22 protein-coding genes are annotated in these 21,339 nt (G+C 67.5%); 13 read left to right on the plus strand and 9 right to left on the minus strand.

Annotated features, from left to right (window positions below):
* Positions 1–2 precede the first annotated feature (2 nt).
* A complete protein-coding gene (locus AC1RJ5_RS15160; protein WP_269573164.1) occupies positions 3–3,158 on the minus strand; it encodes an efflux RND transporter permease subunit in 3,156 nt (1,051 codons plus the stop codon).
* A 10-nt stretch (positions 3,159–3,168) separates the two neighbouring features.
* Positions 3,169–4,362 carry an efflux RND transporter periplasmic adaptor subunit gene (locus AC1RJ5_RS15165; protein WP_269576524.1) on the minus strand — a complete coding sequence of 398 codons (1,194 nt, stop codon included), beginning with the start codon at positions 4,360–4,362 and terminating at the stop codon, positions 3,169–3,171.
* A 246-nt stretch (positions 4,363–4,608) separates the two neighbouring features.
* On the opposite strand from AC1RJ5_RS15165, the gene AC1RJ5_RS15170 reads away from it, so the two are divergent.
* Together AC1RJ5_RS15170 and AC1RJ5_RS15175 are read left to right on the plus strand one after the other, a co-directional pair.
* Positions 4,609–4,869 (plus strand): GlsB/YeaQ/YmgE family stress response membrane protein, encoded by a 261-nt coding sequence (locus AC1RJ5_RS15170; RefSeq protein WP_184163839.1) that lies wholly within the window; start codon positions 4,609–4,611, stop codon positions 4,867–4,869.
* A 105-nt stretch (positions 4,870–4,974) separates the two neighbouring features.
* Positions 4,975–5,700: an SIMPL domain-containing protein gene (locus AC1RJ5_RS15175; RefSeq protein WP_269573163.1), complete on the plus strand. Its 726-nt coding sequence runs from the start codon at positions 4,975–4,977 to the stop codon at positions 5,698–5,700.
* A 60-nt stretch (positions 5,701–5,760) separates the two neighbouring features.
* Here AC1RJ5_RS15175 and AC1RJ5_RS15180 read toward each other — a convergent pair whose 3' ends face one another.
* From AC1RJ5_RS15180 to AC1RJ5_RS15190, 3 genes are all read right to left on the minus strand, one after another.
* Positions 5,761–6,018 (minus strand): GlsB/YeaQ/YmgE family stress response membrane protein, encoded by a 258-nt coding sequence (locus AC1RJ5_RS15180; protein WP_116840180.1) that lies wholly within the window; start codon positions 6,016–6,018, stop codon positions 5,761–5,763.
* Between the two features lie 181 nt (positions 6,019–6,199).
* Positions 6,200–6,499, minus strand: a complete 300-nt coding sequence (gene sciP, locus AC1RJ5_RS15185) for a CtrA inhibitor SciP (protein WP_184163844.1) — start codon at positions 6,497–6,499, stop codon at positions 6,200–6,202.
* 106 nt (positions 6,500–6,605) lie between these two features.
* Positions 6,606–6,833, minus strand: coding sequence for a hypothetical protein (locus AC1RJ5_RS15190; protein ID WP_269573162.1), 228 nt, complete (start codon positions 6,831–6,833; stop codon positions 6,606–6,608).
* A 160-nt stretch (positions 6,834–6,993) separates the two neighbouring features.
* Here AC1RJ5_RS15190 and mnmA point away from each other — a divergent pair, with 160 nt between their 5' ends.
* The 3 genes from mnmA to gorA all read left to right on the plus strand — a co-directional run bounded on the left by mnmA (position 6,994) and on the right by gorA (position 10,081).
* Positions 6,994–8,103, plus strand: coding sequence for a tRNA 2-thiouridine(34) synthase MnmA (gene mnmA / locus AC1RJ5_RS15195; protein WP_342248727.1), 1,110 nt, complete (start codon positions 6,994–6,996; stop codon positions 8,101–8,103).
* 61 nt (positions 8,104–8,164) lie between these two features.
* Positions 8,165–8,638, plus strand: a complete 474-nt coding sequence (locus tag AC1RJ5_RS15200; RefSeq protein WP_269573160.1) for a nuclear transport factor 2 family protein — start codon at positions 8,165–8,167, stop codon at positions 8,636–8,638.
* 96 nt (positions 8,639–8,734) lie between these two features.
* Positions 8,735–10,081, plus strand: coding sequence for a glutathione-disulfide reductase (gorA, locus tag AC1RJ5_RS15205; protein WP_269573159.1), 1,347 nt, complete (start codon positions 8,735–8,737; stop codon positions 10,079–10,081).
* Positions 10,082–10,136: 55 nt separating this feature from the next.
* Here gorA and AC1RJ5_RS15210 read toward each other — a convergent pair whose 3' ends face one another.
* Entirely contained in the window at positions 10,137–11,225 is a 1,089-nt protein-coding gene (locus AC1RJ5_RS15210; RefSeq protein ID WP_493114110.1) for an AbrB family transcriptional regulator, read from the minus strand.
* Positions 11,222–12,490 carry a dicarboxylate/amino acid:cation symporter gene (locus AC1RJ5_RS15215; RefSeq protein ID WP_184163853.1) on the minus strand — a complete coding sequence of 423 codons (1,269 nt, stop codon included), beginning with the start codon at positions 12,488–12,490 and terminating at the stop codon, positions 11,222–11,224. Before AC1RJ5_RS15215 ends, AC1RJ5_RS15210 begins: the two co-directional genes overlap by 4 nt.
* Before the next feature lie 72 nt (positions 12,491–12,562).
* Between AC1RJ5_RS15215 and glmM the strand changes: the two genes are divergently transcribed.
* From glmM to AC1RJ5_RS15250, 7 genes are all read left to right on the plus strand, one after another.
* Positions 12,563–13,903 (plus strand): phosphoglucosamine mutase, encoded by a 1,341-nt coding sequence (gene glmM, locus AC1RJ5_RS15220; protein WP_342248656.1) that lies wholly within the window; start codon positions 12,563–12,565, stop codon positions 13,901–13,903.
* Entirely contained in the window at positions 13,903–14,127 is a 225-nt protein-coding gene (locus tag AC1RJ5_RS15225; RefSeq protein ID WP_184163858.1) for a DUF1272 domain-containing protein, read from the plus strand. Before glmM ends, AC1RJ5_RS15225 begins: the two co-directional genes overlap by 1 nt.
* Before the next feature lie 18 nt (positions 14,128–14,145).
* A complete protein-coding gene (gene thiD / locus AC1RJ5_RS15230) occupies positions 14,146–15,303 on the plus strand; it encodes a bifunctional hydroxymethylpyrimidine kinase/phosphomethylpyrimidine kinase (RefSeq protein ID WP_342248655.1) in 1,158 nt (385 codons plus the stop codon).
* A complete protein-coding gene (gene rnhB, locus AC1RJ5_RS15235; RefSeq protein WP_493114114.1) occupies positions 15,296–15,922 on the plus strand; it encodes a ribonuclease HII in 627 nt (208 codons plus the stop codon). Before thiD ends, rnhB begins: the two co-directional genes overlap by 8 nt.
* A gap of 308 nt (positions 15,923–16,230) precedes the next feature.
* Entirely contained in the window at positions 16,231–17,358 is a 1,128-nt protein-coding gene (locus AC1RJ5_RS15240) for a site-specific DNA-methyltransferase (RefSeq protein WP_269573154.1), read from the plus strand.
* Between the two features lie 83 nt (positions 17,359–17,441).
* On the plus strand, positions 17,442–18,530 hold the full coding sequence (folP, locus tag AC1RJ5_RS15245) for a dihydropteroate synthase (protein ID WP_493114116.1): 1,089 nt from the start codon (positions 17,442–17,444) through the stop codon (positions 18,528–18,530).
* 17 nt (positions 18,531–18,547) lie between these two features.
* A complete protein-coding gene (locus AC1RJ5_RS15250; protein ID WP_493114118.1) occupies positions 18,548–18,979 on the plus strand; it encodes a hypothetical protein in 432 nt (143 codons plus the stop codon).
* 220 nt (positions 18,980–19,199) lie between these two features.
* On the opposite strand, the gene AC1RJ5_RS15255 is transcribed toward AC1RJ5_RS15250, so the two are convergent.
* Positions 19,200–19,961 (minus strand): LytTR family DNA-binding domain-containing protein, encoded by a 762-nt coding sequence (locus AC1RJ5_RS15255; protein ID WP_342248651.1) that lies wholly within the window; start codon positions 19,959–19,961, stop codon positions 19,200–19,202.
* A gap of 157 nt (positions 19,962–20,118) precedes the next feature.
* On the opposite strand from AC1RJ5_RS15255, the gene AC1RJ5_RS15260 reads away from it, so the two are divergent.
* Complete coding sequence (locus AC1RJ5_RS15260) at positions 20,119–20,652, plus strand: DUF2306 domain-containing protein (protein ID WP_493114120.1); 534 nt, start codon at positions 20,119–20,121, stop codon at positions 20,650–20,652.
* Here the strand turns inward: AC1RJ5_RS15260 and AC1RJ5_RS15265 are convergent.
* Positions 20,649–21,329 carry a DNA alkylation repair protein gene (locus AC1RJ5_RS15265; protein ID WP_493114122.1) on the minus strand — a complete coding sequence of 227 codons (681 nt, stop codon included), beginning with the start codon at positions 21,327–21,329 and terminating at the stop codon, positions 20,649–20,651. The two genes, AC1RJ5_RS15260 and AC1RJ5_RS15265, sit on opposite strands and share 4 nt — an antisense overlap.
* Positions 21,330–21,339 lie beyond the last annotated feature (10 nt).

A 21,339-nucleotide genomic window follows, 5' to 3' on the forward strand; every position in this document is an offset into this window, starting at 1 on the left:
GTTCACTCCGCCGGTTGCGGTGCATCGTCCCCGGGCTTGTGCTCGATCGTGCCGCCGCCATGGCCATGGCCGATCACGCGGCTGCCGTCATCGCCCGGCCGGAAGGTGAGCAGGCGGCGCGACAGCTTCGGTCCGAGCCAGTGCTCGAGGCCGACCGCGAGGCTGAACAATGCGGGGACCATCACCAGGGTGAGCACCGTCGACAGGATCAGGCCGCCGATCACGGTCATGCCCATCGGCGCGCGCCACGATCCGTCGCCGTTGAGCGACAGCGCGGTCGGCACCATGCCGGCGACCATCGCCACCGTGGTCATCACGATCGGCTGGGCGCGCTTGTGCCCGGCATCGACGATCGCGGTGAACTTGTCGACGCCCTTGGCCATCTCCTCCAGCGCGAAGTCGACCAGCAGGATCGAGTTCTTCGCGACGATGCCGAACAGCATCAGCATGCCGATGAACACCGGGAGCGATAGCGGCTGGCCGGCGATCCACAGCGCGATCAGCCCGCCCAGCGGCGCGTTGAGCAGCGAACCCATGTTCACCAGCGGCGACATGAAGCGGCGATACAGCAGCACCAGCACCGCGAAGACGAGGAAGATGCCCGTCGCCAGCGCGATGAAGAAGTTGTTGAGCATCTCCGCCTGCCACTTGGCGTTGCCGACGGTCATTTCCGCCACGCCGATCGGCAGGTTCTTCATGATCGGCAGCTGGTGGATCTTCTGCAGCGCCAGGCCCGAGACGATCGCCTTGCCGGTCTTCGGATCGGTCGCCAGGTCTGCGCCGATGACGACGCGGCGCTGGAGGTTCAGGCGCTCGATCTTGGTCGGGCCCGTGCCGAATCCGATATCGGCGACGACGTCGAGCGGCACCGAACCGCCGGTCTGGGTCTGCACCGGCAGGTTCTGGATCGTCGATAGCTTGGCGCGCGCATCTTCCTGCAGCGCCACGCGGATCGGGATCTGGCGATCGGACAGCGAGAACTTCGCGCTGTTCTGATCGATGTCGCCCAGCGTCGCGATGCGGATCGCGTTCGACAGCGCGGCCGTGGTCACGCCCAGGTTCGCCGCCAGGTCGAGGCGCGGCTTGATTACGATCTCGGGGCGGTTGAGGTCGCCGGCGATGCGCGGAGCCACCACTTCGGGCATCTTCTGCATCTGGTCGACCAGGGTGAGCGCGGTCTTGGTGAGCAGCTCGGGATCCTCGCCGCCCAGCGTCACGGTCAGCGCGCGGCCGCTCGAGCCCCAGCCGCCCTGTGCGCGGAAGCCGACACGGGCATCGGGGATGGCGAGCAGGTCCGGCGTGATCCGCCGGGTGAACTCGTCGCTGGTCTCCTTGCGATCGTCCTTGAGCATCGCGGTCACGCGGCCGCTGCCGACGAACGCACGCTCATAGACGTTCTGGACGTCGGGCTCCTGGCGCAGGCGCGCCGCCACGCGGCGCACCACGGCGTCGGTCTGCTCGAGCGTGGTGCCCGGCACCATCTCGACATTGGCGGTGACCTGGTCCTCGTCCTGGGTCGGCTGGAAGGTCATCGGCAGCATCGCGAAGAACACCACGGTGAGCGCCAGCGAACCGACAAAGCCGGCGATCGCCGACCAGCGATGGTGCAGCGTCCAGCGCAGCAGCTTCACATAGCCGTCCATGATCCGGCCTTCGCCGTGCGAGGCATGGCCGTGCGCCTTGAGGAAATAGGCCGCGATCATCGGAGTGACGAGACGTGCCACCGCAAGGCTCATCAGCACCGAGGCGACGACGGTGAGGCCGAAGTTCTTGAAGAACTGGCCCGACACGCCCGGCATCAGGCCGACCGGCAGGAACACCGCGACGATCGACATGGTGGTGGCGAGCACCGCGATGCCGATCTCGTCGGCCGCGTCGATCGCCGCCTGATAGGCCGATTTGCCCATGCGCATGTGGCGGACGATGTTCTCGATCTCCACGATCGCGTCATCGACCAGCACGCCGGCGACCAGGCTGAGCGCGAGCAGCGTCATCTGGTTGAGCGTGAAGCCCAGCATGTCCATGAACCAGAAGCTGGGGATCGCCGAGAGCGGGATCGCCAGTGCCGAGATGAACGTCGCGCGCCAGTCGCGCAGGAACAGCAGCACCACGATGACCGCGAGCACGGCGCCCTCGATCATCGCTTCCATTGCCGAGTGATATTGCTGCTCGGCATATTTGGACCAGTTCGACAGCAGCTCGAAATGGACCTTGGCGTTGTTCTTCTCGAGCTGCTGGAGCTTCTTCTCCGCCTCGTGGAAGATCGCGACGTCCGACGCGCCCTTGGCGCGCTGGATGTCGAACGAGATCACCGCATGGCCGTTGAAGCGCGCGGCGCTGCGCAGTTCGGCATAGCTGTCGGTCACCGTCGCGATGTCGGCGAGGCGCACGGTGCGGCCATTGCCGGTCGAGATCTGGGTCTGGCCGAGCGCATAGGCGTTCTTGGCGTTGCCGAGCACGCGGACCGACTGTTCATAGCCCGAGATCTCGGCGCGGCCGCCGGCGGCGTTCATGTTCACCGCGCGCAGCTGCTGGTTCACCTGGCTGGCGGTGAGCCCATAGGACTGAAGCCTGGCCGGATCGATCTGGACGCGAATCTCGCGGTTGACGCCGCCATTGCGGTTCACCGCCGACATGCCGGTGATCGAGAGCAGGCTCTTCGCCACCGTGTTGTCGATATACCAGCTCAGCTGCTCGACGGTCATGTCGGGCGCGATCGCGGTGAAGCTGGCGATGTCGTTGTCGCTCGCCGAATCGACACGGCCGATCTGCGGCTCGAGGATGCCGTCGGGCAGGTTGCCGCGGATCTGCTGGACCGCGCTGCGCACGTCCTCCACCGCGCGATCGATCGGGGTGCCGATCGCGAGCTGGACGACGGTCTGCGACTGGCCCTCGGTCACCGTCGAGTTGATCTCGTCGATGCCCTGCAGGCTGCGAACGGCGCTTTCCACCTGCTGGGTGATCTGCGTCTCGAGTTCGCTGGGCGCGGCGCCCGGCTGGCTGATCGCAATCCAGACGATCGGGAAATCGATGTCCGGATTGTTGTTAACGTCCATCCGGTTGAAGCTCATCAGGCCCGCAACCGTGAGGAACAGGAACAGGACGATCGGCGGAATCGGATTCCGGATCGACCAGGCCGAGATGTTCCGGAAGCTCATCGCTTGGATCTCACTTCTTCAGGAGCTGGGGGATGACCTTCTGGCCCGGGTTCAGGAACGCGCCGGCGGTCATCACCACGCGCTCGTTGCCGGTCAGGCCCTGCGTCACAGAGACGCCCGAATCGGTCACCGCGCCGGTGACGACGGGCGTGCGGACCGCCTTGTTGTCGCGGTCGAGAGTGTAGACATAATTGCCCTGCGCATCGCTCTGGATCGCCGACTGGGGCAGGATCACGGCGTTCTCGGCGCCGGTGATGATCTGCGCGCTGGCGAAGCCGCCCGGGCGGAGCGCCGGGTTATAGGCGAGCTGGATGCGGGCAATGCCCTGGCGGGTGTTCGGATCGATCACCGGCGAGACCTGCCACACCGTGCCGCTGAACACCTGGGTGCTGCCGGTCGGCGTGATCTGCGCGGTCGAGCCGACGCGGGTACGCAGGAGGTCTGCCTCGGCGAGCTGCGCGCGCAGCTCCATCTGGCCGCCCATCGCCATGCGGAACAGCACGCCCGAACCGCCGCTGACGATCTGGCCCGGCTCGACCTGGCGGGTGAGCACCAGGCCGGCTTCCGGCGCGCGGATGTCGAGGCGGTGGTTGCGTGCCTGGGTCTCCGCGAGCTGGGCGCGGGCGACGCGGACGCGGGCCGAGGCCTGGTCGCGCGCGGCAGTCAGCCGGTCGATGTCTGCCTTGGACACGAAGCCGTTCGAGACGAGGCTCTGGGCGCGGTCTAGATTGGCCTGGGCGAGCTTGGCGTCCGCTTCGGCGACGCGCACCGACGCGGCGAGCGAATCGGCGGTCTGGACCTGGACCGAGCGATCGACAGTGGCGAGGACCTGCCCCTTGCCGACCCAGGTGCCCGGCTCGACCAGGACGCGGGTGACCAGGCCACCTTCGCCGACGACGCCAACCGGCATCTCGCGCTTGGCGGCAAGGCTGCCGGTGCCGCTGATCACGGTCTGCACGGCCTGGCGGCCGGGCGTGGTGACCGTGACGGTCGGCATCTGCGACTGGTTGCCGCCGGACTTGCTGGCCGCCTTGGTGGCGCCGGCGTCCTGCGTGCCGCTCATGAACTTGCCCATGGTGAAGAAGCCGGCGACGACGATCGCGAGGACGATCAGCGTAATCCAAAGCCACCGCCGCGACTTCGGCGCATCCCCACTATATTCCAGCCGCTCCTGTCGTCCGAACATCCCTGCCTCGTAATTCATGTGCGACATTCCGATCCGGCCGAAATCGGCCGCTGCCCCCAAGTTGATCGCACTGTATTAGATGAATAAGGCACCGGCTACAAGAGCCGTTTCGCGTGGCCGGGCAAATGCCCGTTCCGGCCATTTTCCGCAAGTATCCGGGATGTTTCCAGAACCGTTTCCGTCAAGAAACAGTTGCAATGAAGTCGCACTAGCGCGACCTTCCGCGCGGCTCGGGGGAGACGGGCCGAATCGAGGAGGGAATTCATGCCGCACGGGATTATTGGGTGGCTGCTCATCGGCCTGGTGGCCGGTGTGCTGGGCAAGCTGATCATGCCGGGCAAGGATCCGGGCGGGGTGATCGTGACGATCCTGCTGGGCATCGCGGGGGCGCTGCTGGCCTTTTACCTGACGCCGATGCTGGGTCTCGAAGTGCGCGACAGCACCTGGCAGGCCTATGCCGCCGCCACCGCCGGTTCGGTGGTGCTGCTGGCGCTCTACCGGCTGATCATGGTGCGCCGGGCGTAATTTCTTCGGGACGCGGGCCTGCGCCGGCCCGTGCCCGATTTCCGTTCAGCTTCCATTTGTCCCGCGCGCGGCATGGCTGTGTGCGGGACAATCATGTTGGAGTGAATGATGATTCGACTGGCTCTTGCCGCTTCTGCTGCCGCGATCACCGTCGCGGCGCTTCCCGCTGCCGCGCAGAGCGACGCGCGCCCGGTGCTGATCGACGGCACCGTGCTCGATGTGAGCGCGACCGGCACCAGCACGCGCGTGCCCGATCTCGCGGTGATCGAGGCGGGCGTGGTCACCCAGGCGAGCACCGCCGCGGTGGCGATGCAGCAGAACAATGCGCAGATGACCAAGGTCCTGGCCGCGCTGCGCAAGTCGGGCGTAGCCGAGCGCGACATCCAGACCGCGACGATCAACCTCAGCCCGCAATATCGCTATGCCCAGAACGAGCCGCCGGTGATCACCGGCTACCAGGCATCGAACCAGGTATCGATTCGCTTCCGCGATATCGCGAAGAGCGGCACGATCCTCGATACGCTGGTGCGCGAGGGTGCCAACAACATCTCGGGCCCAAACCTGACGGTCGACAAGCCCGAGGGCGCGCTCGACGAGGCGCGGACCGATGCGATCAAGAAGGCGCGGGCGCGGGCCGAGCTCTATGCCCAGGCGGCGGGGCTCAAGGTCGATCGCATCCTGGCGATCTCCGAGGGCGGATCGCTGCCGATGCCGCCGGTGCCGATGATGGCGATGCGGGCCAGTGCCGGGATGGTTGCCGACAAGCTCGAGGTCGTGGCGGGCGAGCGCGAGCTGAACGTTACCGTCTCTGTGCGCTTCCTGCTCAAGTAATTCGCGCATGAAAAAGGGGCCGTCCCTCGCGGGGCGGCCCCTTTTGAATCCTGGATCCGGTTAGCGCAGCGAACCGCGACGGACCAGATTGACCAGCGCGAGCAGAACGATCGCGCCTACCAGCGACACCAGGAACGTGGTCGGGTTGATCACGCCGCTGTTGATGTCACCGCTGCCGAACAGCCAGCCGCCGATAAAGGCGCCGACGATGCCGACAATCACGTTCAGGAAAATGCCCTGCTGGGCATCGGTACGCATCACGATGCTGGCGAGCCAGCCGACGACACCGCCGATGACCAGCCAAACGATAAGGCTCACCATAAGTCCCTCCGTTATCTAGGCCCGCGGACCGGGCGACGAAGGAAAAATGAGCGGGCGCTCATGTTGGTTCCGTTCCGATATTTTGCACGGAAACGGGAACTTTTCCCGAGAACCATAAAGAAAAAGGCCCACCCCGGGCGTGCCGGGGCGGGCCGATGCCTGCTCTTCGAGGAAGAGATCAGTATTTCTGCTGGCGCTCGTAGAGCGAGCGATAATGCTGGATGCGCGTGACGCGCAGGCCCGGCATGCCCGAACGGTCGATCGCGCGCTGCCAGCCCGCGAATTCCTCGACGGTGAGGCCATAGCGCTCGCAAACCTCATCGACACTGAGCAGCCCGCCATTGACGGCGGCGACCACCTCGGCCTTGCGGCGGACCACCCAGCGGGTGGTGTCCGCCGGCGGCAGCGTCTCGAGGGTAAGCGGCTCGCCGAGCGGGCCGATCACTTTCGCGGGACGGATCTTCTGGTTCTCAATCATCTACTCGCCTTTCGGGGCGGGGGGCCCCCGCTACGCAAACTGAACACACCCACCGATATTCGTCGCTCTTTGAACATCGGCTAAAACGCCTCGGTAAATTCGCTCTTCATTCTTCCTGACGACGGGTTAGCGCGCGCGCCGCGAGGCGGTGGAATGCCCCGTGCGCAGGTGCGAGAAGCTGCTCGACCGGCGCGATCAGCGCCAACCGGGCCTGCGCGCGTGCCGTGGGACTCGCCGCCTGGCGCGCCGCCACGCCGACCAGCAGTACCGCCAGTTCGGTCGGCATGGCGGTGATCGCCACGTCGCGTTCCAGTCTGGCAAAACTCAGGTCCACGCGCTCTTCTACCCATCCGACAAGTTGAACTCGGATTTGGGCTTTCTACCCAAAAGTCTTGAAGGGTCCGTAAAGCAGGTGAAAACGAGCGCTTAACCAGCGTTACCGGAATCCAACCGGGGTGGCGCGGGGAACTACGAGTGCCTAAATGCGCGCGATCATGATCGCAGGAGACTTCCAGCTCGAGGCGCCATTGAAGGCGCGCCGCATCGTCGTCGCCATGTCGGGCGGGGTCGATTCCTCGGTCGTGGCCGGGCTTGCCGCGGCCACCGGCGCCGAGACGATCGGCGTGACGCTGCAGCTCTATGATCATGGCGAAGCGGTTGGCCGCGCCGGCTCGTGCTGTGCCGGTCGCGACATCCGTGATGCCCGCGCGGTCTGCGACAAGCTCGGCATCGCGCACTATGTCTTCGACCATGCGTCGAGCTTCAAAAGCGAAGTGATCGACGATTTCGCCGACGAATATCTCGCCGGGCGCACGCCGATTCCCTGTGTGAAGTGCAACATGGGGCCGAAATTCACCGATCTGTTCGCACTCGCCCGCGACCTGGGTGCCGATTGCCTGGCGACCGGCCATTATGTCCAGCGGGTGATGGGGGCAGAAGGCGCCGAGTTGCACCGTGCGTACGACCCGGCGCGCGACCAGAGCTATTTCCTGTTCGCGACCACCGCGGCCCAGCTCGATTTCCTGCGCTTTCCGCTGGGCGGCATGCCCAAGCCGCAGGTGCGCGAACTCGCGGCGCAGCTCGGGCTGGCCGTGGCGGGCAAGCCCGACAGCCAGGACATCTGCTTCGTGCCCGACGGCGACTATGCCACGCTGGTCAAGAAGCTGCGGCCCGAGGCGGAGACCCAGGGCGAGATCGTCGACGAATCGGGCAAGCTGCTCGGCCGCCACAAGGGGCTGATCCACTTCACCGTCGGCCAGCGCCGCGGGCTCGAGATCGGCGGCGCGCCCGAGCCCTATTATGTGCTGCGGCTCGATCCGGTCACCAGGCAGGTGATCGTCGGTCCCAAGCGGGCGCTGGCGGTGCGCGCGGCGCGGATCGAGGGGATCAACTGGCTGGGCGGCTCTTATGCGGGCCCGATGACCGCCAAGGTGCGCAGCCTCGCCAAGCCGGTACCCGCACGGCTCGAGGATGGCCGCGTGGTGTTCGAGACGCCGGAATATGGCGTCGCCCCGGGCCAGGCCGCGGTGCTCTATGCCGGCGAGCGCGTGCTCGGTGGCGGCTGGATCGCCGAGACCGAGCGGGCGGAGCTGGTGCCCGCCTGACAGGCGGTTGCCGGACCCGTGCCGATGTGTATTATGCAAATAACACACATCGGAGACCCGCATGTTCCTCGCCGCCGCGCTTTCGCTAACCTTGCTGCAGTCCGCGTCTGATCCGGCGCTCCTCGCCGAAGTGAAGGCGGCGGATGCGGCGCTGTTCGAGACCTTCTTCGAGCGCTGCGATCCGGCGCGGCTTGCCTCGCAGGTCACGCCTGATTTCGAGATGTACCACGACAAGGACGGGGTGGTGGCGACCAGCGGGGACGCTTTCGTCGCGCTCTATGCAAAGGGGTGCGAGGCGAAGAAGGCGCCCGATGCCTGGCGCAGTCGCCGCGCGCTGCTGCCCGAGACGCTACGGGTCGATCCGGTGCCCGGCTATGGCGCGATCGAGGAAGGCGACCATGTCTTCTACGAGCGCCAGGGCGACGGGCCGGAGAAGCTGGTCGGCAAGGCGCATTTCGTCCAGCTGTGGAAGAAGGGGCCGGACGGCTGGCGTGTGGCGCGAATCCTCAGCTACGCGCACCAGGCAGTGCGATAGACTGGTTTCCGCTGCTTCGGCGGCCGTGCCCCGCATTGGCATCGGCGCCCCCACGCCCTATCTCCCGGCCTCGAATTGAGTGGGAAGGATTAGCGCGTGGCCGAATACGATTATGATCTCTTCGTGATCGGTGCAGGTTCAGGCGGCGTCCGCGCCTCGCGCGTCTCGGCTGCCTATGGCGCCAGGGTCGCGGTGGCCGAGGAATATCGCATCGGCGGCACCTGCGTGATCCGCGGCTGCGTGCCCAAGAAGCTGCTCGTCTACGGCGCGCATTTCGCCGAGGACCTGAAGGACGCCCGCCGCTTCGGCTGGAACGTGCCCGAATGCGATTTCGACTGGGCGGTGCTGCGCGACAATGTGCTGGCCGATGTCGATCGCCTCAACGGCCTCTACACGCAGACGCTGCACAACAACCAGGTCGAGACCTTTCTCGAGCGCGCCACCGTCACCGGCCCGCACGAAGTGACGCTGGCGAGCGGGCGCAAGGTCACGGCCAAGTACATCCTCGTCGCCACCGGCGCGCATCCGCATGTGCCGGAATTCCCGGGCAGCGATCTCGGCATCACCTCGAACGAGGTCTTCCACCTCGACACGCTGCCCAAGCGCGTGCTGATCGCCGGCGGCGGCTATATCGCCAACGAGTTCGCCGGCATCTTCAACGAGTTCGGCAGCCATGTGACCCTGGTCAACCGCACCGATGTCATCCTGCGCGGCTATGACCATTCGATGCGCGACCGGCTGCTCCAGATCTCGTTGATGAAGGGCATCGATTTCCGCTTCCATTGCGAGTTCAAGTCGATCGAGAAGCTGGAGAGCGGCGCGCTCAAGGTGACGCTCAGCAAGCACGAGCCGATCGAAGTCGATTGCGTGATCTTCGCCACCGGCCGGGTGCCCAATACGACGGGGCTTGGCCTTGAGGATGTCGGCGTGCAGCTCGACGCCAAGGGCGCGGTGCAGGTCGATGCCGACAACATGTCGTCGGTCGATTCGATCTATGCGGTGGGCGACGTGACCAACCGGGTGCAGCTCACGCCGATCGCGATCCGCGAGGGGCAGGCCTTCGCCGACACGATCTTCGGCGGCAAGCCGCACCAGGTCGATTATTCCTGCATCCCGAGCGCCGTGTTCAGCCACCCGCCGATGGCCGGCGTCGGCATGACCGAGAGCGAGGCGCGCAACAAGCTCGGCTCGATCGCGGTCTATCAGAGCGATTTCCGCGCGATGAAGAATGTCCTCGCCGATCGCAACGAGCGCTCTCTCTACAAGATGATCTGCGACGGCACGACCGGCCGGGTCGTCGGCCTCCACATGATCGGGCCGGACGCGCCGGAGATTCTCCAGGCGGCGGCGGTGGCGGTGAAGGCGGGCCTGACCAAGGACGCCTTCGACCAGACCGTGGCGCTGCACCCGACCATGTCGGAAGAGCTTGTGCTGATGAAGTGATCGGGAAGTTCATGCCGAAGGCGTGAACCGGAGGCTGCGGGGCAGGCTCCGCCGATCACTTCCCCGGAGGAAGGGGGCGGCCGGGCGATCCCTCGACGGTACTCTTGGCAAACCGCCCGGCCGCCAACCGCGCCAGCGTCGGCCCCAGCGCCAGCACCGCGAGGAACCGCAGCGCCTGCATCGCCATCACGAAGGGCTGGTCCACCGGCACCGAGGTCGCGATGATCGCCACCGAATCGAGCCCGCCCGGGCTCACCGCCAGATAGGCGCTCACCGGGTCGATGCCGGTCAGCCTGGACAGCAGCAGCGAGAGCGCGGCGGAGAAGCCGATCAGCGTGAAAGTGGCGAGCAGCACGCGCGGCAATGCCCGGCCGGCAACCGTGAGCGTCTCGCGGGTAAAGGCCAGGCCGATCCGCCAGCCGACCAGCGCATAGCTTACCGCCAGCACCGGCTCGGGCAGGGTCATCCGCAACATGCCGAGCGCGTGCAGCGTGATCCCCGCCGCCATCGGCACCAGCAGCGCGCCGGCCGGGATGCGCAGCTTCAGGCCGACGAACGCGCCGATCCCTGCAACGGACAAGGTCGCCAGCGAGGGGATCAGCGGTGCGGGGGCCAGCATCGTCACCAGCCAGTCGCCGCCATGATGCGCGCCGAGCGCCGCTGCGAGGATCGAGGCCACCGCCGCGACCGAGACCACACGGGTATAGGTCATGAACGCCACCAGCCGCGCGTCCGCGCCGAAGGCATCGGCCATCACCACCATGGCCGAGGCGGCGCCCGGCATCGATCCCCAGATCGCGGTGCTGCCGGGCAGCACCTGCCAGCGGCTGAGCAGATAGCCGAGCAGGCTACTCGCGCCGAGCGTAACCGCGGTAACCCCCAGGAACAGTGGCCACTCTGCCATCACCCGCGAAAAGGCGCCGACAACGAGCGTGCCGGCGATCAGGCAGCCGATCACGGCCTGGGCACAGACGAACAGCGGCCTGGGCAGGCTCAGCCGGGCGCCGCGCGCGGAAAAGGCGATCGCCGCCAGCATCGGCCCGAGCAGCAGCCCCGCCGAAAGCCCGATCCATTCCAGGATCGCCGTGCCCACTGCCGAAGCCGCGAGCAGGCCGAGCCATGCCCCCGCCTGGCGCCCGCTCAACTGTCGTGGGCGAGGATCGCGTCAGCCTCGTCCAGCGGCACCTTGCCGGCGCGGCGCGACAGCCAGGTCGTCGCGGCGATGTCCCAGGTGACGTTGCCGACGGTGCGCATGATGTCGGGCAGCGTCTCGACCGCGACGAGCAGGCCGAGCGGGCTCACCGGCGCGCCGATCGTTGCCGCCACCGGGGCGATCGCGCTGACATAGCTGACCGTGCCGGGCAGGCTGACCGAGCCGAGCGAAGTGAGGGTGGCGACGACCACGCCCACCGCCAGCGTGGCGGGGCTGAGCGGCACGCCGAACCATTCGGCGACATAGATGGCCACCGCGAAGTTCATCGCCGGGCCGGTCGCGCGGAAAATCGCCACGGCGAGCGGCAGCGTCACGCCCGATACGGCCACCGGCACGCCGAGCTTGCCCGAGCCCTCGATCATCACCGGCAGGGTCGCCAGCGAGCTCTGGGTGCTCAGCGCCACCGCCTGGCTGGGCAGCGCGGCGCGGGTATAGGCGCCCAGGCGCACCCGCCCGCCGAACACCGCGACCGGATAGGCGAAGATCGTCACCGCCAGGCCGACGCCCGCGACGATCAGGATGTAATGGATCAGCGCGCCGAACGCGCCGGTGCCGGCCTTGGCGCCGACAACCAGTGCCAGCGCGAACACGCCGACCGGTCCGACCCACAGCACCCAGTCGATCACCACCAGCATCACGTCGCGGAGTGCCTTGAAGAAGTCGGTGAGCAGCTTCTGCGCCTCGCCGCCCACCCGGGTCATCGCGAAGGCGAAGATCAGCGAGAAGATGATCAGCGACAGGAACGCGTTCTCGGCCGCGGCCTTGACGATGTTGGCCGGGATGATCGCCGCCAGGAAATCGCCGATCGGCGGCACCGGGCCGATCTTCTCGGCGCCGGCCAGCGCGCCGCGCAGCGCGGTGGCGGATTCGTGCGGCAGCGGGGCGAAATGGAGGAACAGCGGGGTCAGGATCGCGGCGGCGGTCGCCGACAGCGCCAGCACGATGACGTATAGCGCGATGGCGCGGGCAGCCAGCCGCCCGGCCTGGGCGGCCTCAGCGGTGGCGGCGACGCCGGTGATCAGCAGCGCCACGACCAGCGGCACGATCGTCATCTGCAGGCCGTTGAGCCAGGCCTGGCCGATCGGCTGGGCCCAGTCGGCCGCGATCGTCGCACCGGACGGCGCGTACGCGGCGAGCAGCGCGCCGACGACCAGTCCGGCAATAAGCGACAATAGAATACGAGTTGGTTGCGACATGCTCGCCCTTTTGGAGTTTCCGCGCTAATCCGGTGGCGGTTGAGGGCCTGCAAGGTCGCGAGAAAACGGCACATGGCAAGAAAATATTTCGGGACGGACGGAATCCGGGGGGCGACGAACCTGTCGCCGATGACCGCGGCGATGGCGATGAAGGTCGGCATGGCGGCAGGCGCGCACTTCCGGCGCGGCGATCACCGCCACCGGGTGGTGATCGGCAAGGACACGCGGCTTTCGGGCTACATGCTCGAGAACGCGCTGGTCGCCGGCTTCACGAGCGTCGGCATGGACGTGGTGCTGCTCGGGCCGATGCCGACTCCGGCGGTGGCGATGCTCACCCATTCGATGCGCGCCGACATGGGCGTGATGATCTCGGCGAGCCACAATCCCTATGCCGACAACGGCATCAAGCTGTTCGGGCCCGACGGCTTCAAGCTTTCGGACGAGGACGAGCTGGCGATCGAGGCGCTGATCGACGGGGAGGTGCCGCTCGCGGCTTCGGCCGATATCGGTCGTGCCCGGCGCGTCGAGGATGCGCGCGGCCGCTACATCCACTTCGCCAAGTCGACTTTCCCCGAGGAGCTGACGCTCGACGGGCTCAAGATCGTCGTCGATTGCGCCAATGGCGCGGCATACCAGGTCGCGCCCTCGGCGCTGTGGGAGCTCGGCGCCGAAGTGATCGCGATCGGCGTCACCCCCAACGGCAAGAACATCAATGACGGCGTCGGCTCGACCGCGCCCGACACGCTGTGCGAGACCGTGGTCGGCTCCGGCGCGCATATCGGCATCGCGCTCGATGGCGATGCGGATCGCCTCATCGTGGTCGACGAGCAGGGCAAGGTGGTCGATGGCGACCAGCTGATGGCGACGATCGCCGGCGGCTGGGCGCGGCAGGGCCGGCTTGCCGGGGGCGGCCTGGTCGCCACCGTCATGTCGAACCTCGGGCTCGAGCGGCACCTCTCGGCGCAGGGCCTCGGTCTGATCCGCACCTCGGTGGGCGATCGCTACGTCCTCGAGAAGATGCGCGCGTCGGGCTATAATGTCGGCGGCGAGCAGTCGGGGCACATCATCCTGTCCGACTATGCCACGACGGGCGATGGTCTGGTCGCGGCGCTCCAGGTGCTGGCCGAGCTGGTTCGCGCCGGCGCGCCGGCCAGCGAAGTGCTCCATCGCTTCGATCCGCTGCCCCAGCTGCTCAAGAATGTCCGCTTCAAGGGCGGCAAGCCGCTGGAGGATTCGCGCGTGAAGGACGTGATCGCCGCGGCCGAAGCGGAGCTGGACGGCAAGGGCCGCCTCGTCATCCGCGCGTCGGGCACCGAGCCGGTGATCCGGGTGATGGCCGAGGGCGACGACAAGGCGCAGGTGGAAGCGGTGGTCGACCGCATCTGCGACGTGGTGCGCGAGGCTGCTGCCTGATGCTCGAGATGCGCCCCGATTGCGAGCGCTGCGGCGCCGATCTGCCGGCGGACGAGGGCGGCGCCTTCATCTGCTCGTTCGAGTGCACCTTCTGCGCCGATTGCACCGATGCACTCGACGAACGCTGCCCCAATTGCGGCGGCGAACTGTTGGACCGGCCGGCGCGTGTCGGTAAGGCGCTGGCGAACAATCCGGCGAGCACGGAGCGCCGGTACAAGGGTTGAAACCCAGGGGCTGAGGATATGACACCGCGCATCCTGATCATCGCCGGCTCGGATTCCGGCGGCGGCGCCGGCATCCAGGCGGACATCAAGACCGTCACCATGCTCGGTGGCCATGCGATGACCGCGATCACCGCGATCACCGCGCAGAACACCTTGGGCGTCACCGGCGTGCATCCGGTGCCGACCGAGATGGTGCTGGCGCAGATCGATGCCTGTGTGGCGGACATCGGCGTCGATGCGATCAAGATCGGCATGATCGGCTCGGCCCGCACCGCGCTGGCGGTGGCCGGGAAGCTTGCCGAGCTGCCCGGCATCCCGGTGGTGTTCGATCCGGTGATGATCGCTTCGAGCGGCGCCACCCTGGCGGATGATACGACCATCGCCGCGTTCGAGCGGCTGATGGACCGCGCCACCGTCGTCACCCCCAATATCCCCGAGCTGGCGGCGCTGGGCGGCGATGCCCGCGCGCTGGTCGAGGCGCATCGCTGCGCCGTGCTGGTCAAGGGCGGGCATGTCGAGGGGCCCGTGGTCACCGATCGGCTCTATTCCGCCGATCCCGAGGATCCGCCCGAGATCGAGTGGAGCAATCCGCGCATCGACAGCGACAACACCCATGGCACCGGCTGTACCCTGTCCTCCGCCATCGCCTGCGGGCTCGCGGTCGAATGGGACCTGCCCGAGGCGATCCGCCGCGCCCGCCGCTTCGTCCGCATCGCGATGCGCGAGGCGCCCGGGCTCGGCCGCGGCCATGGCCCGATGGGGCAGCAGGCGGTGCGGCTCGACCTCAACATGAGCTTCTTCGAGCCGATGCTGAACCAGGTGACCGTGCCCGCCGCCGATCTTGCGGCGAGCGAGCGCTTCTACCGGCTGCTCGGCCTGCGCCAGGTCGTCCGCGCGAGCCCGCGCTATGCCCGGTTCGAGACCGAGGGCGGCGCCACCTTCAGCATCGCCACCGATCCCGGCTACACCGCCCCGGTCGTCTATTTCGAATGCGGCGACCTCGACGTCACCGTCGCCTATCTCCAGCAGCAGGGAATCGTCTTCGAGCAGGATCCCAAGGACGAGAATTGGGGCTGGCGCGAAGCCCGGCTGCGCGATCCGGCCGGCAATTCGGTTCGTCTCTACCAGGCTGGCGAGATGCGCCGCTATCCGCCATGGCGGGTGGGCGATGCCTGATCTCAAGTTCGAGCGGAAATATGGAAAGCTGCACGGCGGCCCGGTCGCCGGGGTGGACGAGGCCGGCCGCGGCCCGCTCGCCGGCCCGGTGGTCGCCGCCGCGGTCATCCTCGATCCCAAGTGCATTCCCGAGGGCGTCGACGATTCCAAGGCGCTGACCGCGCTCAAGCGCGAGCGGCTCTGCGCCGAGATCCTCGCCTGCGCCCAGGTCGGCCTCGGCATCGCCACGGTCGAGGAGATCGACAGCCTCAACATCTTCTGGGCGACGATGCTGGCGATGACCCGCGCGGTCGAGGCGCTCGGCCCGGCGCCCGCCTTCGTGCTGGTCGACGGCAATCGCTGCCCGGACTGGACGCACCGGAGCCATGCCGTGGTCGGCGGCGACGCGCTCTGCCTGTCGATCGCCGCCGCCTCGATCGTCGCCAAGCATCGCCGCGACACGATGATGATCGAGCTCGACGCGCTCCACCCCGGCTATGGCTGGGCGAGCAACAAGGGCTATGGCGCGAAGGTCCACCAGGAAGCGCTGCGCACTCTCGGCCCGACGCCGCACCACCGCAGGAGCTTCGCGCCGGTCGCCCAGGCGCATTTCGACTTCGGGATCCCGGCCGCCGAATGATTCGGCGATCTCCAGCTTGCTATGCCTTGGGGCGGCGCTGGCCGAATCATTGATTCGGGCGATCCCGGTCCTTCCGCCGCGCCGTCATCCGCTTCCGGTTCCGGCGAGCGCACGACAGGCGAAATGAGTCTTTTTCGCCACACCCCATATCTTGTGCCTGTGGATAACTTTGCGACTCAGCATGTGGATAAGTTCGTGGAGCGTTCTACAAGTTAACGGAATCGCAGGTTTTTTCGTTAACCAATCAGCGCTTGACGCGAGGCCATTCGCCGACAGAAACCGCCTCTCCAACAAGGGGAAAGAGGTTAATGGGGGTTCTCGAAAAGGGCAGACTCAAGCCGGCAACGGTGCGTTCATGGGTCGATGTGTTGCCCTACGATACGATCCTGCAGCAGGACTGCATCGAGGCGATGCGCGCTTTGCCCGCAAAGTCGGTCGACTGCATCTTCGCCGATCCGCCCTATAATCTGCAGCTCGGTGGCGACCTGAACCGTCCGGACGGCAGCGCCGTCGACGCGGTCACCGACGAATGGGACAAGTTCGACAGCCTGGCCGCCTATGACGCGTTCACCCGCGAATGGCTGGCCGAGGCGCGCCGCATCCTGAAGGACGACGGCACGATCTGGGTGATCGGCAGCTATCACAACATCTTCAAGGTCGGCTCGGCGATCCAGGACCTCGGCTTCTGGATCCTCAACGACATCATCTGGCGCAAGGCCAACCCGATGCCCAATTTCAAGGGCACCCGGTTCACCAACGCGCACGAGACGCTGATCTGGGCGAGCACCGGCGAGAAGGCGAAATACACCTTCAACTATCGCTCGATGAAGACGCTCAACGACGAGATCCAGATGCGCTCGGATTGGGAATTCCCGATCTGCGGCGGCCAGGAGCGTCTCAAGAAGGGCGGCACCAAGGTCCACCCGACCCAGAAGCCCGAAGCATTGCTCTATCGGATCATGCTCGCCAGCACCAAGCCGGGCGACGTCGTGCTCGATCCCTTCTTCGGCACCGGCACCACCGGCGCGGTCGCCAAGCGGCTTGGCCGCCGCTGGATCGGCATCGAGCGCGAGACCGCCTATGTCGAAGCCGCCAGGGAGCGCATCGAAGCGGCGCTGCCGCTCGACGAATCGGCGCTCAAGACGATGCAGGCGCCCAAGAGCCAGCCGCGCGTCGCCTTCGGCCAGCTGGTCGAGAACGGCTTCCTGAAGCCCGGTACCGTGCTGACCGACGGCAAGCGCCGCTGGAAGGCCGTGGTCGGCGCGGACGGTTCGCTCAGCTGCGACGGCCAGGCCGGCTCGATCCACAAGCTTGGCGCGACGCTGCAGAACGCGCCGTCGTGCAATGGCTGGACCTTCTGGAACTATGAAGCCGCCGACGGCCTCAAGCCGATCGACGCGCTGCGCCAGAACTACTTGCTGGCGACCCAGCCGTAAGCCTCTCTAGCCCCTCCCCTTCAGGGGAGGGGCTCAAGAAGTTTCCCCTTCCCATGCGGGATCACCTCTGGAACGGTCGCCGCATGACCTTCGATCTCCCCGCAACCGCGCGGCTCTATCTCCGCCCCGTCCAGCTCGCCGATTCGCCGGTCAGCCGCGACGGCGAAATCGTCCGCCTCGCCGGCGGGCTCAGCTGGTGCTCGGCCTTCGAGCTGATCGCGCGGGAAGGCGGCAAGCGCGTGTTCCAGCGTACGATCGCGGTCGCCGATCTGCCGGACGATCCCCGCGTCGCCACGATCCTCCAGCGCATCACCGCCCCGCGCGCGTCGCTGAAGCTTGGCGAGCGCGTCGTCCGGCTCGACCAGCCCCAGGTGATGGCGATCCTCAACCGCACGCCCGACAGCTTCTCCGATTCGCGTGCGCTCAGCGAGGATGTCGATGCGGCCGCCGGCGTGGGCGTCGACATGGCCGCGGCGGGCGCCGCGATCCTAGACATCGGCGGCGAATCGACCCGGCCCGGCGCCGCCGAGGTGTGGGAGGGCGAGGAGATCGAGCGCGTCGTTCCCGTGATCCGCAAGCTCGCCGCCGGTGGTGCCGCGATCTCCGTCGATACCCGCCGCGCCGCGGTGATGGCGGCGGCGCTTCAGGCCGGGGCGCATATCGTCAACGATGTCGCGGCGCTGCTCTACGATCCCCAGGCGCTGGAAGTGGTCGTGAATGCCGGTTGCCCGGTCGTGCTGATGCATTCGCCCGAGCCGGAAAAGGGCCCGCACGGCGGCGATGGCTATGGGGACGTGCTGCTCGACGTCTATGACTGGCTGGAGAAGCGGGTCGAGGACGTGGCCGCGGCCGGTGTCGATCGGGCGAAGATCCTGGTCGATCCGGGCATCGGCTTCGGCAAGTCGCTGCAGGACAATCTCGTGCTGATGAACGGCCTCGCGCTGTTCCACGGGATTGGTTGCGGGCTGCTGCTCGGCGCCAGCCGCAAGCGGATGATCGGCGCGCTGTCGAACGAGGCGCTGGCGGATCAGCGGCTCGGCGGCAGCCTGGCGCTTGCGCTCAAGGGTGCCGATGCCGGGGCGCAACTCATCCGTGTTCATGATGTATTCGAGACGGTTCAGGCGTTGAGGGTCTGGCGTGGCCTGCGCGATTCGGCGCTGATCGCCCGCTAGAGAAACGGAGAAGAACCATGCGTCTCGCCCTTGCCCTCGCCCTGGTCGCCGCGCCGATGCCGGCACTTGCCCGGGAGCCGGGCCCGCAGGATGCCCGCGATACGGTCCAGGCCTATTACGCTGCGATCGAACGCGGCGATTTCCGCACCGCTTATGGTCTGTGGGATCGCGGTGGCCAGGCCAGCGGCAAGAGCTTCGCCGCGTTCCGCCAGGGCTTCGCCGCGACGGCGCACAGCCGGGTCGAGACGCGCAATCCGATCAACGCCGATGCGGGCATGAGCCAGCGCTGGATCACCGTGCCGGTCGATGTCTATGCCACGCTCAAGAACGGCAAGCGCCAGCATTTCCGCGGCAGCTACACGCTCCACCGCGTCGTTGCCGGGGTGAGCGCCAATCCGGCCGATGTGAACTGGCACCTCTCCAGGGCGAAGCTGGTCGCGGTCCGCTAGGGCGGCTTGCAATGTAGGATTTCGCCTGCTCGTCTCGGGCGGCCGGTCCCTGGCCGGCCGCTCTCTGAGGCTGCAGGAAAATAGGATCACGCGCGCGCAACAATATTGCGGGATGCGCGCCTAACCCGGGGAATCAGGGAAGATTGCGGGCCGTAAAACCGGCTCTTGGCCTGTACTTTGTGTACTTTGGCGAGTCGCGGTCTCCGCCGTGTTGGAGCGCCTAGAACCAGCCCGCGGCTTCCAGCCCCGGTGCCTGCGCGCGCGCCACCGGCGCCTCGATCCCGCCGGTCAGCAGCAGCCGGACATTGCGTCCGTCGCGCCGGGTGCCGGTCACTGCTTCGCGCGCCACCCACCAGCTGCGATGGACCAGCGCGCCCGGCATGCCGTCCAGCTCGGCCACGGCATCGCGCATCCGCATCAGCAACAGGGTTGAGCCGTGCCGCGTGTGGACGCGGACATAATGGTCCTCCATCTCGAGCGCGATCGGTGCCGCGCGCAGGTGCGGGGGCAGGCGCTCGGCCAGCCGGGGCAGGCCGGGCTCGCTGGTCGGCGCTTCCGGTTCGGGCGCCGGCGCGATCCTGGCAAGGCGCCGCTGGCGGGTGAACCAGAACAGCGTGCAGACCAGCCCGGCCAGCAATGCCACGTTGAAATAATGCGCGATCCATTGCTCTAGGGGCAGCCAACGCCCCGGATGCCAGATCAGATTGGCGGCCCAGACCACCACGCTCATCGGCACGCTCGCAAGTACGCAGGCTGCCGCCCATAGCGACCATTCGGGCAGGTCGAGCCGAGGCGCAAAGATGCTCGCCGCCCGCATCGCCGGGAAATAGAGGAAGTAGCCGGCATAGCTCATCGCCAGCCAGTAGAGCAGCCTGAGGCCGAACGGCGCCGCGAAGCTCCCGAACGGGCCGATCAGCGCCAGCACCACGCCCACGCCCAGAATGATCGTGCAGTCGATCAGGATTCGCCGTGCGCTGCCCAAACCCGTTCGTCCCCCGTCCCGTTCGCGCTTCGCCAAATGGCAGCGCCCAGAGCATCGCTGCCCGCCCACGCAGCAATCGGCCCGGCGGCGCAGACGCGGTTGTCCGGCCGTCGCCGCCGGCCATGCTGGTCCCGCCAATAGCGTCGGGAGGCAAGCAATGGCCAGCCATGCAGGAGTTCGGGAAGGTGCGATGGGCGGGACGAAGGATCTGTCGGGTTTCGCCAAGGGGGCGATGCTCGCAGTCGCCACGGTGCTGGCGGGCGCGACGATCGTCGCGGTGGCGCGGGTGCTGATCGGGGTGACGCCGTCGACCTATGAAGCGAAGCAGGTCGCGGTGCTGATCCATATGTCGAGCGTGCTGCCGGCGATCCCGCTAGGCCTATGGGTGCTGCTGGCGCGCAAGGGCGACGCGACGCACAAGCTGCTCGGGCGGATCTGGGGTGTGCTGATGCTGGTCGCGGCGGGCTCGGCGATCTTCATCCGCAACATGAACCATGGCCAGTTCGGCTGGATCCATCTGTTCGTGCCACTGGTATTCGTCACTCTTTACCGCGCGGTCCGCGCCGCACGGGCCGGCGACATCGCCGCGCACAAGCGGCACATGTGGGGCATGTATGCGGGCGCGCTGCTGCTGCCGGGGCTGTTCGCCTTCCTGCCCGGCCGGCTGCTCTGGCACTGGCTGATGCTCTAGCCGAGCCCGGCCTTCCGCCTGGCTGCCGGCCTCGCCAGGTCGCGTGCCGCGTCCCGCCCGATCCAGCGTGCGGCGGGAAGCGGCGCGGCGGAGAGCCGCTCGGCGAGTTCGCCGGCCGAGCGGTGCAGGGCGGGGTTGCGCATGCCGATCGCCCGCAGCGCCCAGCTCACCCCCTTCTTGACGAAGTTGCGGTCGTCGCCGGCCTGGGCCTCGATCAGGGGCAGCGCCTCGAGGAACGGGGCGTCCGGCAGCTTCTTCGCGTGCAACGCCAGCCCGGCGAGCAGCGCGAAGGCGCCGCGGCGGACGAATTCGCGCTCGTCGCCAGCCCAGCGGTACACGGCGTCCCAGGCCAGCGGGCTCTTGTCGAACAGGTCGAAACAGGCGGTGTCGCAGGTCGCCCAATTGTCGAAACCCGCTGCCCAGCGGTCCATGCCTTCGGCAGTGAGGGTCTTGGGCTCGCCGACGAAGCAGGCGAGCAGCCGCGCTTCGTAAATGCCGGCATCCCAGAGCTGCTCGGCGAGTGCCTGGTTCCGGCCGAGCGTCCTGGCGAGGCCGCGGAGGGTGCCGACCCTGATGCCGATCACGCGGTCCGCCGTGGCGATGCCGAAGCGCGGCATGCCTTCGGCCACCCCCGGTTCGGCGGCCCGTTCGAGCAAGTGGAGCGCCTCGGCCAGCATGGCCGCAGGC

The organism is Sphingomonas sp. GW822-FHT03G08, from assembly GCF_058801135.1.

Bases quoted from the DNA above. Each gene is read 5' to 3' on its own strand.
- AC1RJ5_RS15225 (WP_184163858.1), top strand. From the start codon at position 13,903: ATGCTCGAGATGCGCCCCGATTGCGAGCGCTGCGGCGCCGATCTGCCG.
- thiD (WP_342248655.1), top strand. From the start codon at position 14,146: ATGACACCGCGCATCCTGATCATCGCCGGCTCGGATTCCGGCGGCGGC.
- AC1RJ5_RS15240 (WP_269573154.1), top strand. From the start codon at position 16,231: ATGGGGGTTCTCGAAAAGGGCAGACTCAAGCCGGCAACGGTGCGTTCA.
- AC1RJ5_RS15215 (WP_184163853.1), bottom strand. From the start codon at position 12,490: ATGTCGCAACCAACTCGTATTCTATTGTCGCTTATTGCCGGACTGGTC.
- glmM (WP_342248656.1), top strand. From the start codon at position 12,563: ATGGCAAGAAAATATTTCGGGACGGACGGAATCCGGGGGGCGACGAAC.
- AC1RJ5_RS15250 (WP_493114118.1), top strand. From the start codon at position 18,548: ATGCGTCTCGCCCTTGCCCTCGCCCTGGTCGCCGCGCCGATGCCGGCA.
- sciP (WP_184163844.1), bottom strand. From the start codon at position 6,499: ATGATTGAGAACCAGAAGATCCGTCCCGCGAAAGTGATCGGCCCGCTC.
- AC1RJ5_RS15165 (WP_269576524.1), bottom strand. From the start codon at position 4,362: ATGAATTACGAGGCAGGGATGTTCGGACGACAGGAGCGGCTGGAATAT.
- mnmA (WP_342248727.1), top strand. From the start codon at position 6,994: ATGATCGCAGGAGACTTCCAGCTCGAGGCGCCATTGAAGGCGCGCCGC.
- AC1RJ5_RS15200 (WP_269573160.1), top strand. From the start codon at position 8,165: ATGTTCCTCGCCGCCGCGCTTTCGCTAACCTTGCTGCAGTCCGCGTCT.
- AC1RJ5_RS15160 (WP_269573164.1), bottom strand. From the start codon at position 3,158: ATGAGCTTCCGGAACATCTCGGCCTGGTCGATCCGGAATCCGATTCCG.
- AC1RJ5_RS15265 (WP_493114122.1), bottom strand. From the start codon at position 21,329: ATGCTGGCCGAGGCGCTCCACTTGCTCGAACGGGCCGCCGAACCGGGG.
- AC1RJ5_RS15170 (WP_184163839.1), top strand. From the start codon at position 4,609: ATGCCGCACGGGATTATTGGGTGGCTGCTCATCGGCCTGGTGGCCGGT.
- rnhB (WP_493114114.1), top strand. From the start codon at position 15,296: ATGCCTGATCTCAAGTTCGAGCGGAAATATGGAAAGCTGCACGGCGGC.
- AC1RJ5_RS15260 (WP_493114120.1), top strand. From the start codon at position 20,119: ATGGCCAGCCATGCAGGAGTTCGGGAAGGTGCGATGGGCGGGACGAAG.
- folP (WP_493114116.1), top strand. From the start codon at position 17,442: ATGACCTTCGATCTCCCCGCAACCGCGCGGCTCTATCTCCGCCCCGTC.
- AC1RJ5_RS15175 (WP_269573163.1), top strand. From the start codon at position 4,975: ATGATGATTCGACTGGCTCTTGCCGCTTCTGCTGCCGCGATCACCGTC.